The following is a 14,931-nucleotide window of genomic DNA, read 5'->3' on the forward strand; positions in this document are numbered from 1 at the left end:
TATGGAAATCGGCATTTTTGGTGTCGTGGGTATTATGTTGACACAGTTGGTAAATACGAAAACGCGATTAAAGAATATATACAGAACCAATTGCAGGATGATATTGCAAATGATCAATTAAGTTTATTTGAATCAGTGGACCCGTTTACGGGGAAGCGAGAGAAAAAAGGCTAAGAAAAAAGCCCCCGAGTAGGGGGCTGCCAGTGATAATAGTGTGATTGCCAGATTGTTTCGATGCGCCCTTTAGGGTGCTACCACAGGTAATTGGCCCTTATAGGGCCTGAGCAAACCACCCGTTTCACGGGTGGTTTTGATTATGCTATCCACAGTTGCTCAAAGTTGACGATGGTTTTTGCCTGCTGTAAGCTTTAGGAAAGAATAACTCGGAAAAGGTTGAGCATTATGAAGAAACTGGTCTATGTACATGGTAAGAACGGCAATGCCGCGGAAGCGGAGCACTACAAGTCCTTTTTTCCGGAGTATGATGTTATTGGTTTCGACTATAAGGCCGAAACACCCTGGGAGGCAAAGGAAGAATTCAGAGGTTTTTTCGATTCCTTGGACGCTGGATACACTGATATTGTGATAATCGCAAACAGCATCGGGGCTTTTTTTACTATGTGCGCGTTAGGTGACAAGCGAATGGAAAAGGCTTATTTTATTTCTCCGATTGTTAACATGGAGAGTCTTATTGCCGATATGATGAAGTGGTGCAGCATTTCCGAGGCTGAATTGATGGAAAAGGGAACTATAGAGACAAGCTTTGGAGAAAGGCTGTCGTGGGAGTATCTTTCATGGGTTAGGAGTAATCCTTTGTCATGGGTGACGCCGACGGCTATACTGTATGGTTCAAAGGATGAGCTGCAGTCCGTTGATACGATTCGGGCATTTGCTGAGAATATCGGGGCATCTGTTACTGTAATGGAAAATGGCGAGCATTGGTTTCATACTGACGGGCAGATGGAATTTTTGGACAGATGGATTCAGAAGAATTTCGAAGGAGATTCACACGAAGGCTGAGCTAATCGTATGAAAGTTGACGTTGTTTCGCGTGTGCTGTAAAATTTATAATGCCTTCAATCGAAGTTTGCCATAGGCAAACTTTCCTCTGCGGCATTTCAACGAGGTGGGAGATATATGCTTCTATCATATTATTTGTTACTAACCCCCACTTGCAGAAGTGGGGGACATCTTTTACCGAGTTATAGAAGTATTTTTTCGGAATAGTTGGGAGGACGGTCTTTTTTGCAGAATTTTTTTGAGGCTACTGTGGCGTTTGATAACCAGCAGGAGGCGTATGCACTCCTTGGCGGACATGATGAATTTCTGCATCTGCTTATGGAGGCGTTTGCGTGCAGATTTGTGAGCCGGGGAAATGAGCTCAGGATTCGTGGAGATGAGGATGAGGTGCGTGCGGCCTCCCTTGTTATTGGTGAGCTTCAAAATCTGTACCGTCAGGGTTCGCCTGTCACAATGCATGAGGTCCGATATAGTATCGGATTGGCAAAGGAAGGGCAGGGGGAAGCCCTTCGCGCAATGATGCGTGAGACGGTGCTGGTTACTGCGAAAGGGCGTGTGGTGCGTCCGAAGACCGTCGGACAGCAGAAGTATCTTGATGCAATACGCCATCATGCTGTGACCTTCGGTGTGGGGCCTGCAGGAACGGGAAAGACATATCTGGCGGTTGTAATGGCGGTAGCGGCTCTCAGAAATAAGCAGATAAGCCGTATTATACTTACGCGCCCCGCAGTAGAGGCAGGAGAGCGCCTTGGATTTCTGCCGGGTGATATGCAGGAAAAGGTTGATCCGTATCTGCGCCCTCTTTATGATGCGCTTGAGGATATTTTCGGGACGGAGACATATCAGCGCCTCGTTGCCAAGGGAACTATAGAAATAGCGCCCCTTGCTTATATGCGCGGACGTACTCTTGAGGACGCATTTATTATTCTTGATGAGGCGCAGAATACTACAACTAAACAGATGAAGATGTTTCTCACACGTCTTGGTATAGGTTCAAAGATGGTTGTTACCGGTGATATGAGTCAGATTGACTTGCCGCACGGTACTGCCAGCGGACTTCGCGAGGCGGTTGAGGCTCTTTCTGAGGTTCGGGATGTGGCAATATCTGTTTTTGACGGGACGGATATAATACGCCATGAGGTTGTATCGCGTATAGTTGCGGCCTATGACAGATACGAAGCAAAGAAGGCTTCAAAGCATACGCATGATGAAAGGAAGTAAAGCATGAACGTAATAATGAGCAATTATCCTGAGGAGCTGAGCTTTCCTGAGGAGATTGCAGCAACTGTTGAAGAAGCGGCAAGGAAGGTTGGGGAGCTGTATGACCTTCCTGATGCAGAGGTTAGCATCACACTGACGGACAATGAGTATATTCATACCTTGAATAAGGAATATCGTAAGATAGACCGTCCGACGGATGTCATTTCCTTCGCCCTTGACGAGAGTGAGGAGCCTGAGGTGGAGGGCGGCCCTGATGTTCATGTTCTTGGAGATATAATAATTTCTGTGGAGAGAGCAAAGGAGCAGGCTGCTGAGTACGGGCACAGTCTCCGTCGTGAAATGGCCTTTTTGACAGTGCACGGTATGCTGCATCTTTTGGGCTATGACCACATGGAGGAAGAGGAACGCGCTGAAATGGAAAATGAGCAGCGTGTTGTGATGGAAGCACTGGGGATTCCCAGAGAATAAATGAAGGAGAAATAACTTGGAAGCAAAGCATAAATCGGGATTTATCGCTGTCATTGGACGGCCTAATGTAGGAAAATCAACACTCATCAACAGTCTTATCGGGCAGAAGATTGCCATAATGTCCGATAAACCACAGACTACGCGTAATCGTATTCTGTGTATTTTGACGCAGCCTGACGCGCAGGTAGTATTTCTTGATACTCCCGGCGTACATAAGCCTATGAAAAAGCTGGGCGAGTATATGGAAAGCGCGGTAGAGGGAACTCTGCAGGAGGTTGATGCGGTCCTTTTCGTTGTAGACGCGGCAGAAAAGCCGGGACCGGGTGAGCGGTATATCGTCGAGCGTCTTTCGAAAACCAAGCAGCCTGTTATTCTTGTCGTTAATAAGATTGATACCCTTGAACGGGAGGCTGTGCTTCCTGCCATAGACGTATACAGCAAGCTTTACGATTTCGCGGGAGTTGTTCCTATTTCTGCGCGGGAAAAAATAAATCTTGATGACCTTCTTGGGGAAACAAAGAAATATCTTCCTGACGGGCCGCAGTATTATCCTGATGATATGGTTACGGATCAGCCTGAAAGACTCATCGCGGCGGAGCTGGTGCGTGAAAAGGTTCTCGGACTTACAAGGGATGAGGTGCCTCACGCTGTTGCCGTTGATGTTGACGAGATGAAGACACGCCCGAAAGGTGATGTTTATATCCGTGCGACGATATATGTTGAACGTGACTCTCAAAAGGGAATAATCATCGGAAGCAGGGGCGCTATGCTGAAAGAAATCGGCCGCCTTGCCCGCCATGATATAGAGGCTCTTTTGGGTTCTAAGGTTTATCTTGACCTTTGGGTTAAGGTAAGCAAGGACTGGAGAAACCGCGAGGCTGTATTAAAGAGCCTTGGCTTTGAAAAATAAGATTAAATTTGCACCTGTTCCTGATGAGCTGAAGGAGCGGGTGCTTTTTTGTGATATACTTATGTGAAAGGAGAGAAAAAGACGTGGCTCAGTACAAGACAGAGGCTTTTGTTCTTGGTTCAAGAAATTGGGGAGAGGCAGACAAAATAATACAGCTTTTTTCGCGGGAAAAAGGAAAGCTTCGGGCATCGGCTTTTGGCTGCAGACGCCCAAAGAGTCCTCTGGCAGGCGCGCTGCAGATGTTTCAGGTGCTTGATGTGACGCTTAATGAAGGCGAACGTGTCGATACCGTGAGACAGGCAGCGGTGAGGAAACGTTTTCCCATGCTTTCATCTGATTTGAACGCAATGGCATACGGCGCCTTCATTGCAGAGCTTACTCTTGAAATGATGCCGGAGGGCGAGCCGCAGGAGCAGGTATACGATTGGCTTATGAGTGTTTTCGATGTCTGCGGGGAAAGAAATCCGCGTGTTGTCGCATTGATTGCCGGATGGCAGATGCTTGAACTTTCAGGGGTCGGTCCTGCATACGATACATGCGCTCATTGCGGCACTCATATAGATGGAAATGCTTTTTTTGACGCGGTAGAGGGCGGAGCACTCTGTCCTCACTGTGCGGAAGGGATACCGACGGCAAAAGTATATCCTGATGCTGTGCGGGATTTTTTGAAAATGATTTCAAAGCTTGATTTTGCTTCGCTGCCATCTTTTCACGTCAAAAAGGAGGAGCTTCTTGGAGCGGAGGAGCTTCTTTTGTACACGCTTGATGAGCTTCTTGGCAAGCGTTTAAAGTCCGTAACATTTCTGTCCCAACTGGGTTAGGAGCTGTGGAAAATGTTTTTTCCATGGCTCTATTTTTTTTATGAAATACAATACGAGGACATAAGTTTTTTCTGATTGGATAAAATCCTGTTTCATAGAAAAATGGTCACGATTTAGTGGACAAAAAATAGGAACAAAAATAAAAATGTTACAAATAAATCTTATTTTCGCTCAAAAGTGTTGACAAATGATACAGAGAGTGACATAATAAGCACATGTTTACAACCGGACGCATTCCATATGCGGACGAAACCAAACAAAAAGCAGCAATGAACGGGATAAGGCCATTTTAAGCTCCACACAGAGAGCCGTCGGTTGGTGAAAGACGGCAGGAAGAGATGACCGAGATCACCCGGGAGCTTTCACGTCGATGAGTTATCGGAGGCGCGAACGTATCTCAGCGTTAATGAGGACCTGTCAGGTCATGAGTATAATGCAGGGTGGTACCGCGGACATTCCGCCCCTGCTGTCGGATTTTTCCGGCAGCAGGGGCTTTTCTTTTTACCCGGGTAGAGGAGCGGCACACCGTACGCTGCTGCAAGATGATGGAGGGATTTGTCATGCGGAATGTATTGTCCGTTTTTGTTCGGAATCAGCCCGGTGTGCTGGTCCGTGTTGCAAGCATGTTTTCCCGGCGGGAGTTCAACATCGACAGTTTGTCGGTCGGTGTGACACAATCGCCTGAATTTTCGAGGATCACGGTGGTCGTACAGGGGGATGAAGCCCTCGTAGACCAGATGATCAAGCAGCTTGAAAAGCTGCCGGATGTGACTGCGGTGCAGCGCCTGGACGCCGGGGCGGCTGTGTTTCGCGGTATGACGATGATTAAGGTCAGGGCAGACGACAAAAACCGTCTGGATGTGCTGAAGATGGCGGAGCTTTTTCGGGCACACGTTATTGATGTACAGTCCACTACCTTGATTTTCGAGATTACCGGTGATGACGAGAAGGTGACGGCTTTCCTTCAGCTTCTTTCACCGTACGGGGTTCTCGAAGTTATACGTACAGGTCTTATAGGCCTTGAACGCGGCGAGCATACAATCTATGAACATTGTGAGGAGAGAGAGTATTATGGCAAAAACTTATTATGATCAGGACGCAAGCTGGGACGTTATAAAGGATAAAACTGTTGCCATCATAGGCTATGGCAGCCAGGGTCATGCCCATGCGCTGAACCTTAAGGACAGCGGTGTAAATGTTGTGGTTGGTCTTTACGAGGGAAGTAAATCAAAGCCTGTCGCTGAGGCACACGGCCTTACGGTTCTTCCTGTAGCAGAGGCTGTTAAAAAAGCTGATGTAACGATGATCCTGATTCCGGATGAGAAGCAGGCTGATGTGTATAAGAACGAAATTGCTCCGAACCTCAAACCGGGCAGCGCACTTGCTTTCGCTCACGGCTTCAATGTACATTTCAAGCAGATCATCCCTCCTGCAGACGTGGATGTCTTCATGGTTGCTCCTAAAGGTCCGGGTCATCTTGTCCGCCGTACGTTTACGGAAGGCAGCGGTGTTCCTGATGTCTTTGCGGTGTATCAGAATGCTACAGGCAAGTGCTTTGACCTTGCTCTTGCTTATGCAAAGGGACTGGGCGGTACACGCGCAGGCGTTCTTGAGACTACGTTCCGTGATGAGACAGAGGAGGACCTCTTCGGTGAGCAGGCTGTCCTTTGCGGCGGTGTCTGCCAGCTCATGCAGACAGGCTTTGAGGTTCTCGTTGAAGCAGGTTATCCGCCTGAAATGGCATACTTCGAATGCTTCCATGAGATGAAGCTCATCATCGACCTCTGCTACGAGGGCGGCTTCACGAAGATGCGTCAGTCTATCTCCGATACGGCAGAATATGGCGACTACATGGTAGGACCGCGTATCATAACGGAAGAGACAAAGAAAGAGATGAAAAAGGTCCTCAAGGAAATTCAGGATGGTACCTTTGCACGCAACTGGCTGCTTGAGAACAGAGCTGCAGGCCGTGCTAACTTCATGATGCAGCGTCAGCTCCATTCCGAGCATCAGATTGAGAAGGTCGGTAAAGAGCTCCGTAACATGATGCCATGGCTCAGAGGCGCAGAGGATCTTTCCAAGGACTAAGCTGAGCATAACGCCGGAAAATAGGAGAGAAGGGCTGTTGCATTTATGTGACAGTCCTTTTCTGGCATAACATTAATTAGGAGGAAAAAGCTATGGGAATGAACATGACGGAGAAGATTCTCGCAAAGCACGCGGGACTCGCCTCGGTTGAACCCGGTCAGCTCATCACCTGCAAGCTGGATATGGTGCTGGCAAATGATATTACGGCTCCGCCTGCCATAAAGGAATTTGAGAAAATCGGACGGCCTGTATTTGATAACACAAAAATAGCGCTTGTTCCTGATCACTTCACCCCGAATAAGGACATGAAGACGGCAGGTCTTACGAAGGCAGTGCGTGACTTCGCTAATGCAAACAATATAGTCAATTACTTTGAGGTTGGGCACGACGCAGGTATAGAGCATGTTATCCTGCCGGAGAAGGGACTTGTTGGGCCAGGAAAGCTTACCATCGGTGCGGATTCCCATACCTGTACCTACGGTGCGGTGAATGGATTTGCAACGGGTGTAGGTACTACAGATTTGGCGGTTGCCCTTGCAACAGGTGAAGCATGGTTCAAGGTGCCTCAGAGCATAAAAGTAAATCTGACAGGAAAGAAGCCTAAAAATATCAATGGCAAGGATGTCATTCTGACACTTATAGGCATGATTGGTGTTGACGGCGCTCTTTATCAGTCCCTTGAATTTGCTGGGCCGGGAGTTGCCGAGCTTTCTATGACTGACCGCTTTACGATTGCGAATATGGCGATTGAAGCAGGCGGCAAGAACGGTATCTTCCCATTCGACGAAAAGACAAAGGAATATGTGGAGGGCCGCGTGAAGGATTATGAGCCTGTCGCTCCTGACGCTGATGCAAAATATGTACGCACGGTGGAAATCAATCTTTCCGAGCTGAAGCCTGTAGTAGCTTTCCCTCATCTTCCGGGCAATACAAAGCGCGTTGAAGATATCGGTGAAATAAAGATTCATCAGGTGGTTATCGGCTCCTGTACGAACGGACGCCTTGAGGATCTTGCGATTGCGGCTGAAATCATGAAGGGACATAAGGTACATAAGGATGTACGCTGCATCGTAATTCCCGGAAGTCAGCAGGTCTATATGGAGGCTCTTGAGGCAGGTTATCTCAAAACCTTTATCGAGAGCGGTGCTGCGGTATCCACACCTACCTGTGGTCCGTGCATGGGAGGACACATGGGAATCATGACTGCAGGAGAGCGCTGTGTATCCACGACAAACCGTAATTTCCGCGGACGTATGGGCCACGTGGACAGCGAGGTTTATCTTGCTGGTCCGCATGTCGCGGCGGCAAGCGCTATTCTCGGACGCATCGCAACACCGGAGGAGGTTGAGTAAGTATGGCATTGGAAGGAAAGGTATGGCGCTACGGCGACAATATAGATACGGATGTTATTATACCGGCACGTTATCTTAACAGCTTTGACCCGAAGGAGCTTGCGTCCCACTGCATGGTGGATATAGATACGACCTTTGCTGAAAAGGTTCAGGAAGGCGATATCATGGTGGGCGGAAAAAATTTCGGCTGTGGTTCGTCCCGTGAGCATGCGCCTATTGCAATCAAGGCGTCGGGTGTACCTGTCATAATAGCTGCCAGCTTCGCACGCATATTCTATCGCAACGGAATAAATATCGGTCTTCCGCTTCTTGAAATCGGAGACGACGTAGAGAAAATCCACGCAGATGACAGACTGCGTGTTGACCCCGAAAAGGGGACAATCGAAAATCTTACAACAGGCGATACCTTCAAGGCTCATCCTCTTCCGGGCTTTGTTCAGGATATAGCAAACGCAGGCGGACTTATAAATTACATTAAATCCAAGAAATAAAAATGACAGGGCAGGGGCTTCCTCTGCAGCCTGTTCAAAGGAGAATACCTATGGCAAAGAAAATCGTGGTCATCCCTGGCGATGGCATCGGTAAAGAAATAACGGATTCGGCAGTTGAAGTACTGAAAAAGGCAGATGCGAAGTTCGGACTTGGACTCAGCTATGATTATTATGATGCAGGCGGCACGGCGTATGACAAGTTCGGAACACCGCTTCCGCAGGAGACCATTGACGCGGCAAAGGCATCGGATGGTGTGCTTTTTGGCGCTGTTGGCGGAGATAAATGGGATAATGTAGAACCGACACTTCGCCCTGAAAAGGCAATTCTCGGTCTCAGAAAGCATCTTGGGCTCTATGCAAACCTTCGTCCTGTCAAGGTATCCGATACACTTGTGGAGTATTCTCCTCTGAAGCAGGAGGTTGTAAAAGGTGTAGACCTGGTAATAGTTCGTGAGCTTATTGGCGGTATTTATTTCGGAGACCGCTGTGAGTCGGAGCAGAAGGATGGGCATGAGCGCGCGTGGGATCTTGAAAATTATTCCGTTCCTGAGGTAGAGCGCATTGCGAAGCTCGCCTTTGAAACAGCAAAGCTGAGGCGTGGCAAGGTCACATCTGTTGATAAATCCAACGTCCTTGCTACATCAAGGCTCTGGCGCCGCACAGTAGCAGAGGTATCGAAGGGATACCCTGACGTAGAGCTTGACAATCTATATGTTGATAACTGCGCTATGCAGCTGGCACTTCGTCCGACACAGTTCGATGTAATCTGCACAGGCAACCTTTTCGGCGATATCCTTAGTGACGAGGCAGCAGTCCTGGGAGGCTCCATAGGCATGATGCCAAGCGCAAGCATAGGCGAGTGCACCAGTCTCTTCGAGCCTATTCATGGCTCCGCTCCGGATATTGCAGGGCAGGGAATTGCAAACCCGATCGGGACGATTCTTTCCGCGGCTATGCTGCTCCGCTACTCCCTCCATGAGGAGGCTGCGGCAAAGGCAATAGAGGATGCCTGCGACAAGGCGCTGGCTGACGGATACCGCACACCTGATCTTTGGAAGGAAGGCTTCAAAAAGGCAAATACAGACCTCATGACAGAGGTTATTGTTGAACGCGTATGATTTGAATCGGAATGAGAGGAGGGCCGGCGTATGAAGGGCGCAAAGGCTGTCGTCGAATGTCTTAAAGAGCAAGGGGTCGATACGATTTTCGGCTATCCCGGAGGAATGATCCTTCCTCTTTATGATGCGCTTTACGACGAAAAGAGTATCAAAAATATTCTCACTACCCATGAGCAGAGCGCGGCACATGCGGCAGACGGGTACGCACGTGCCAGCGGAAAGGTCGGCGTCTGCATGGCGACCTCAGGCCCCGGTGCCACAAACCTCGTTACCGGAATCGCTACAGCGTTTATGGATTCTATCCCTATGGTAGCAATAACAGGACAGGTCGATACAACTCTTCTTGGACGCGACGCGTTTCAGGAAACGGATATTGTCGGCGTGACTATGCCGATTACAAAGCATAATTACAAGGTCAAAAATCCGAAGCTTCTTGTGGAAACCATTCGTGAGGCCTTTGAACTGGCAAAAAAGGGCCGCCCGGGGCCGGTACTTATAGATATTCCGAGAAATGTTTTCTTTGCGGATGTGGAATATACGCCGCTCAGGAAAGAAAAAAAGGAAAAAGCACGTCCTGACGCGGATTTTCTTATATACGCGGCTGAGGCAGAGGAGGTAATGCTTCAGGCTAAGCGTCCTCTTGTAATCGCAGGCGGTGGAGTCATTTCGGCAGGAGCGGAGAAGGAGCTTGCGGCATTTGTGGAGAAATTCCATTTTCCTGTTGCCACTACACTTATGGGAATCGGAGCTATACCATGCTCCCATCCGCAGCTTCTCGGCTTTGCGGGAATGCACGGGAAAAAGGCCGCGAACAATGCTATTGCCGCAGCAGATTTGATTATTGCCATAGGAAGCCGTTTTGCCGACAGACAGACGGGAAGCATAGACAAATATACAACAGATACTAAATTTATCCACATCGACATAGACCCTGCGGAGATTGATAAAAATATCGCCAGTGCAATCGGACTTGCGGGAGATATGAAAACAATCCTAGAGATTTTGATGCAGCGTTCACCGCGGACGAATCTTGACGCGTGGTGGAAAAAAATCGGAGGTTGGCGTGAGGAATACGCTTACGATTACAGCGTTAAACGGCTGACACTTCCATGGGCGCTTCATCATGTAGCAGGCCGCACGGCGGGAAAGGCGTATGCTTTTACTACTGATGTTGGCCAGCATCAGATGTGGTCGGCGCTTCATCTTCATATCGAAGAGCCGCGTACATGGATTACCTCCGGAGGACTGGGGACTATGGGCTTTGGCCTTCCTGCGGCTGTCGGAGCACAGATGGCATTCGGAGATAAAAGACGTGTTATTCATGTGGCAGGAGACGGCGGAATAAAGATGACAGGAAGCGAATATTATACCATTGCCCGGTTCAATCTGCCTGTCATATCGCTGATTGTAAATAATACGAGCCTTGGCATGATACGTCAGCTTCAGAAGGTCATGTATAAAGAACGCTATACGGCCTGTGAGTTTGATTACGATATGGATTACGTGAAGTACGCCGAGAGCTTCGGAATTAAAGCAGAGGCAGTATCAACGCCTGATGAATTTGCGGAGGCATTTGACCGCGCGCTGGAGGAGAAAGGGCCACGCGTTCTGGTGCTGAACATTCACAGGAGCTTCGTTGAGCCGATGACAAAAGGCGGAGCAAGGATTAATGAGTTTGTAGATTTCAAATAAAAAATGGAGCTGTGAAAATCACAGCTCCATTTTTGGTTTATGCATTATCTTTTTGCAAACAGCTCATCCCAAAATGTGTATGCAATCATTAAAAGGGTTAAGAATACAACAAAGATATCACCCATACTGTATCGCCTCTGATGCCTAAAATTACAATACTTCCGTTTCATGATACAGGAAAAAATATTCCGGGGCAAGAAAAAAGATTTCAGGATTCAAAAAATTTTGCAGGAATTTTTTAATAAACAGCGAATAAATTATAAATAGAAAAATATTAGGAAAGGTAAGGCGATGGCAATGGCAAAAATCAGCATCAAAAACATGATGTGTTACGGATTCCATGGAATTTATGAGTATGAGCGTGAACAGGGACAGAAATTTTTCCTTGATATTGAGCTTGTAACGAAGGACAACAAGGCGGCTGAGACGGACAAGGCTGAGGATGGAGTTGACAGCGCTATCGTGTACGGCAAGGTCCGCGATATTTTTGAAAATGAGCGCTGCACACTCATGCAGACTGCGGCAACAAATATAAATAAAAAGCTGTTGGCTACATTCCCGCATGTTGCTGAGGTTACGACGACTATTCGCAAGCCGTCTGCTGTTATCGCAGGCCCGCTTGACTATGTTGAGGTCGAGGTAACATCCAAGCAGGGTGAATAAATCAAAATAAGAAACTCCGTATCTGCAGATTTATGCGGATACGGAGCTTTTTTATGCTTATTGTCAATCGTATATGAGACGAAGGGCATTGATGAGACATGCGAAGAAGCCCGGAATGGATGCGAGAAGCGCAATTGGCGGAGAAAGTACAGGGCCTCCGAAGCTGTAAGCTATGCCTGAAGCCACCGGAAGCGCAAGAACTGTTCCGATTGCGGCCCAGATATAGTTTTGGCGTGTGAGCTTCTCAACTTTTCTTCCAAGGGTGAAGAAGGGCGCGAGAGGAGCAAGCCCCGGATGAGAAAGTGTTATTTGGGCAGATTTTGCGGCTTCGGCGGATGTTCCGCCGGGGGCAATAACATAATCTGACTGGGCTGCGGCCGCATCGTTTTCATGCTTGAGTGTGTCCAAAAGTGCGACGTTTTTTCCCTGCGCCTGAAGAAGCTGAATCTCCTTTGCACGGTCATTGTGGTGGCAGGCAGCCTTGTATTCGGTGATTCCAAGCTCCTGCGCCAGTGCTTTCGCTGTGCGTGCGCTGTCGCTTGTCATGAGAACCGGTTCTATTCCCGCGTTTTGAAGCTTTTTTATCATCTTTTTTACTTCGGGCTGAGGTTCGTTTGCGAATGCGATGAGTCCCTTGGCAAACTGGTTGCTGCTTACAAATACTACCGTTTTGCCTTTGCTTTCAAGCTGATCCGCCCGTGTTTGAAGCTCCGCGCTGATACGGACTCCCTGCTTTTGAATCCAGTCCCCGCGCCCGACTCTGAGAGAGGCTCCGCCGGCAAGTGCTTCAACTCCGCAGCCCGGCACCTCTGTTCTTGCAGATGAGCGCAGCATACGCGCGTGAAGTCTCAGGGCACGGTCGTTTATAGCCAACGCAATAGGATGATAGGAATCAGCTTCTGCGGTTGCCGCGAGGGAAAAGAAGGTGGCATCAGTAAGTCCTTCGGCAAGAAAATCGGTAATGTGTATTTTTTTGCGGTCAAGGAGGATGCTGCGCCCGATGACAAGTGTATTTATTTCTGATGCTTTACGGATGGCATCCTGGCTGTTGATACGGATGCCGCTTGATAGAATCGTATTTGCGGCGATGCACTGCGGCAGAGTACGGCAGAGTGCAATCGCACCCGGGCAGGCTATGATTAAAATTCCCGAGGCAACAGCAAGAACATCAGAAACAGGCGCGCCGAGGAAATAAAGAACGAGGGCACCTGCAAGAGCGAGGAGCACAGCAGCTACGGCTGCCATACCTGTGACGGTAGAGGCAGGAGGCAGCGTTTCTTCGGGCTGCGGGATTTTTGATTCCTTTGGTGCGTCTTCAGTAGGAACTTGTTTTTCAACAGGCTCGTCAGTGTGTTTATCAGGTGCTGCGTTCGAAGGAGGCTCGAAGTGAAAGCCTTTTTCTGAGGAGGACTGATTTTTTCCCGCGGTGGAATCGGATACAGCTTTAACCGGGGCTGTCTGTGCCTGAAGCATGTCAAACTCAGCACGGGCTTCAGCATAAAGACCTAAGTCAGTAAGGGCAAGTGTGAAGCCGACAACAGGAAAAAACGAAAGCGAGTGCGCTGATGCAGTCTGTGACATGAGAACGAATAAGCTGTACGCAAAGCCTCCAAGGGTGCTTACAGATATAAGGGAGTCCATGTCGGGGGCTGAGCGTAAAAGCTGCCTGATACCTCTAAGATATATGTCGAGGTTCAGAAGAATTAAAAACCCGGTGAGCAGGGCACCCAGATAAGGAAATTCATTTGCAAAAGGGGTTCCTTCGGGAATAAGCTGTACTCCGAAGGAAATGCAGAGTACTGCGGCTGTATGGAGGCCGAGACCTGCGGTAAGAATAATGGCTGCCGCAAGTCTTGCACCGGCAAGCCCGGAGCGCCGCTGCGCTGTTACACGCGGATTCTCCGGTGAGTCATTTCTATCATGCAGTGTCATGATGTGAAATCTCCTTTATATAGTATACAGATTCATTATGTACCGATTTAAGGGGGGTTGTCAATGAAAGGAAAAAATACTAAAATTTATAGGAGAGAATTACGTGTCAGTATAAATTGCGGGACTTTGGACCGCTTTTTTGATTGACATATTGTTTGTTCTTTCATGATACTGATGCTGGCCGTTTGTCAGGAATTTCACAGCAGTGATGATTTTTTTCAGTCCATAAAAAGGAAGTGTGTAACATGATAACAGTGACGGCGAATGCTAAAATCAATCTTGCCTTGGATGTTCTCGGTAAACGCAAGGACGGATATCACGAGGTAAAGCTCGTGATGCAGAGTATTGGTCTTGCGGATACGATTTGGATGGAACCAAAGCCCTGTGGTATTGAACTTGAGGTTGATTCGCCGGAGCTGCCCGCGGATGAGTCGAATCTGGCGTATAAGGCTGCACGCATTTTTTTGGATGAACATAGCATGCAGCATGGTGTATCAATTGCTGTGAAGAAGAAAATTCCCATGGGAGCAGGGCTTGCGGGAGGTTCAGCTGACGCGGCCGCGGTCCTTTTGGGAATGGATAAGCTTTTCGGAACGCGTATGACGCAGGACGACTTTATGAGAATGGCAGCGAAGCTTGGCTCGGATGTGCCGTTTTGTGTTATCGGAGGGACTATGCTTGCGGAGGGCCGGGGCGAATGTCTGACAGAGCTTCCGGAGCTTCCTTCCTGCTGGGTTGTTCTTGCGAAGCCGGATGTCAGCGTTTCGACTGCATGGGCGTATAATGCCTTCGACGATGAAAAGGACGTTGTCCATCCGGATATTGATGGGCTGCAGCAGGCGCTGAAGGATGGCGATATGCAGAAGGTGCTTTCAAATATCGGGAATGTTCTGGAACCAATCGCAGTCAGAGAGTATCCGGTAATCGGTGATTATCTTGCACAGATGGAAAAGCATGGTGCACAGGCATGCCGTATGACCGGAAGCGGTTCTGCGGTATTCGGCATATTCAAATCGCAGGTGGAAGCCGAATCGGCTGCTGCGGCACTGAGAGGTCTGGCATCTGAGGTATTTGCAGTTCCGGTAAAGAGAAAAGCATGCATTATTGAATGCTGACAATATTCGAAGGTTTGAAAAAGTAAGTTGTTTTGAGTGG

General features: G+C 48.5%; 15 protein-coding genes and 1 other annotated feature. Of the genes, 14 read left to right on the plus strand and 1 reads right to left on the minus strand.

The genetic code is table 11. From position 1 onward, the window contains the following. The 13 genes from BUA83_RS02875 to folB form a co-directional block, all read left to right on the plus strand. A partial coding sequence (locus BUA83_RS02875) for a transposase (protein WP_200795947.1) occupies positions 1-174 on the plus strand: 174 nt, incomplete at its 5' end. Between the two features lie 228 nt (positions 175-402). Next, complete coding sequence (locus BUA83_RS12795; RefSeq protein ID WP_234988224.1) at positions 403-1,020, plus strand: alpha/beta hydrolase; 618 nt, start codon at positions 403-405, stop codon at positions 1,018-1,020. Between the two features lie 225 nt (positions 1,021-1,245). Beyond that, a complete protein-coding gene (locus tag BUA83_RS02885; protein WP_072934710.1) occupies positions 1,246-2,241 on the plus strand; it encodes a PhoH family protein in 996 nt (331 codons plus the stop codon). A 3-nt stretch (positions 2,242-2,244) separates the two neighbouring features. Beyond that, the gene (gene ybeY, locus BUA83_RS02890; protein WP_072934711.1) at positions 2,245-2,709 is read left to right on the plus strand and encodes an rRNA maturation RNase YbeY; all 465 of its coding nucleotides are present in this window, start codon (positions 2,245-2,247) and stop codon (positions 2,707-2,709) included. Positions 2,710-2,725: 16 nt separating this feature from the next. Beyond that, on the plus strand, positions 2,726-3,619 hold the full coding sequence (gene era / locus BUA83_RS02895) for a GTPase Era (protein WP_072934712.1): 894 nt from the start codon (positions 2,726-2,728) through the stop codon (positions 3,617-3,619). 83 nt (positions 3,620-3,702) lie between these two features. Further along, positions 3,703-4,440, plus strand: a complete 738-nt coding sequence (gene recO / locus BUA83_RS02900; protein WP_072934713.1) for a DNA repair protein RecO — start codon at positions 3,703-3,705, stop codon at positions 4,438-4,440. 260 nt (positions 4,441-4,700) lie between these two features. Next, positions 4,701-4,908 (plus strand) — a binding site (T-box leader). A gap of 92 nt (positions 4,909-5,000) precedes the next feature. Then, positions 5,001-5,531 carry an acetolactate synthase small subunit gene (gene ilvN / locus BUA83_RS02905; RefSeq protein WP_072934714.1) on the plus strand — a complete coding sequence of 177 codons (531 nt, stop codon included), beginning with the start codon at positions 5,001-5,003 and terminating at the stop codon, positions 5,529-5,531. Then, positions 5,512-6,528 (plus strand): ketol-acid reductoisomerase, encoded by a 1,017-nt coding sequence (gene ilvC, locus BUA83_RS02910; RefSeq protein ID WP_072934715.1) that lies wholly within the window; start codon positions 5,512-5,514, stop codon positions 6,526-6,528. Before ilvN ends, ilvC begins: the two co-directional genes overlap by 20 nt. A 92-nt stretch (positions 6,529-6,620) precedes the next feature. After that, positions 6,621-7,880: a 3-isopropylmalate dehydratase large subunit gene (gene leuC, locus BUA83_RS02915; RefSeq protein ID WP_072934716.1), complete on the plus strand. Its 1,260-nt coding sequence runs from the start codon at positions 6,621-6,623 to the stop codon at positions 7,878-7,880. A gap of 2 nt (positions 7,881-7,882) precedes the next feature. Continuing rightward, positions 7,883-8,371, plus strand: a complete 489-nt coding sequence (locus BUA83_RS02920) for a 3-isopropylmalate dehydratase small subunit (protein WP_072934717.1) — start codon at positions 7,883-7,885, stop codon at positions 8,369-8,371. Between the two features lie 50 nt (positions 8,372-8,421). After that, positions 8,422-9,489, plus strand: coding sequence for a 3-isopropylmalate dehydrogenase (gene leuB / locus BUA83_RS02925; protein WP_072934718.1), 1,068 nt, complete (start codon positions 8,422-8,424; stop codon positions 9,487-9,489). A 30-nt stretch (positions 9,490-9,519) separates the two neighbouring features. Continuing rightward, positions 9,520-11,181 (plus strand): biosynthetic-type acetolactate synthase large subunit, encoded by a 1,662-nt coding sequence (gene ilvB / locus BUA83_RS02930; RefSeq protein WP_072934719.1) that lies wholly within the window; start codon positions 9,520-9,522, stop codon positions 11,179-11,181. A gap of 291 nt (positions 11,182-11,472) precedes the next feature. Then, entirely contained in the window at positions 11,473-11,844 is a 372-nt protein-coding gene (gene folB / locus BUA83_RS02935) for a dihydroneopterin aldolase (protein ID WP_234988225.1), read from the plus strand. A gap of 63 nt (positions 11,845-11,907) precedes the next feature. Here the strand turns inward: folB and BUA83_RS02940 are convergent, their stop codons facing one another. After that, positions 11,908-13,776 carry an HAD family hydrolase gene (locus BUA83_RS02940; RefSeq protein ID WP_072934720.1) on the minus strand — a complete coding sequence of 623 codons (1,869 nt, stop codon included), beginning with the start codon at positions 13,774-13,776 and terminating at the stop codon, positions 11,908-11,910. Positions 13,777-14,021: 245 nt separating this feature from the next. Between BUA83_RS02940 and ispE the strand changes: the two genes are divergently transcribed. Continuing rightward, complete coding sequence (ispE, locus tag BUA83_RS02945) at positions 14,022-14,891, plus strand: 4-(cytidine 5'-diphospho)-2-C-methyl-D-erythritol kinase (RefSeq protein ID WP_072934721.1); 870 nt, start codon at positions 14,022-14,024, stop codon at positions 14,889-14,891. The last annotated feature ends 40 nt before the right edge of the window (positions 14,892-14,931 follow it).

Origin of the sequence: Schwartzia succinivorans DSM 10502 (genome assembly GCF_900129225.1) — a bacterium.
Classification (GTDB): Bacteria; Bacillota; Negativicutes; order Selenomonadales; family Selenomonadaceae; genus Schwartzia; species Schwartzia succinivorans.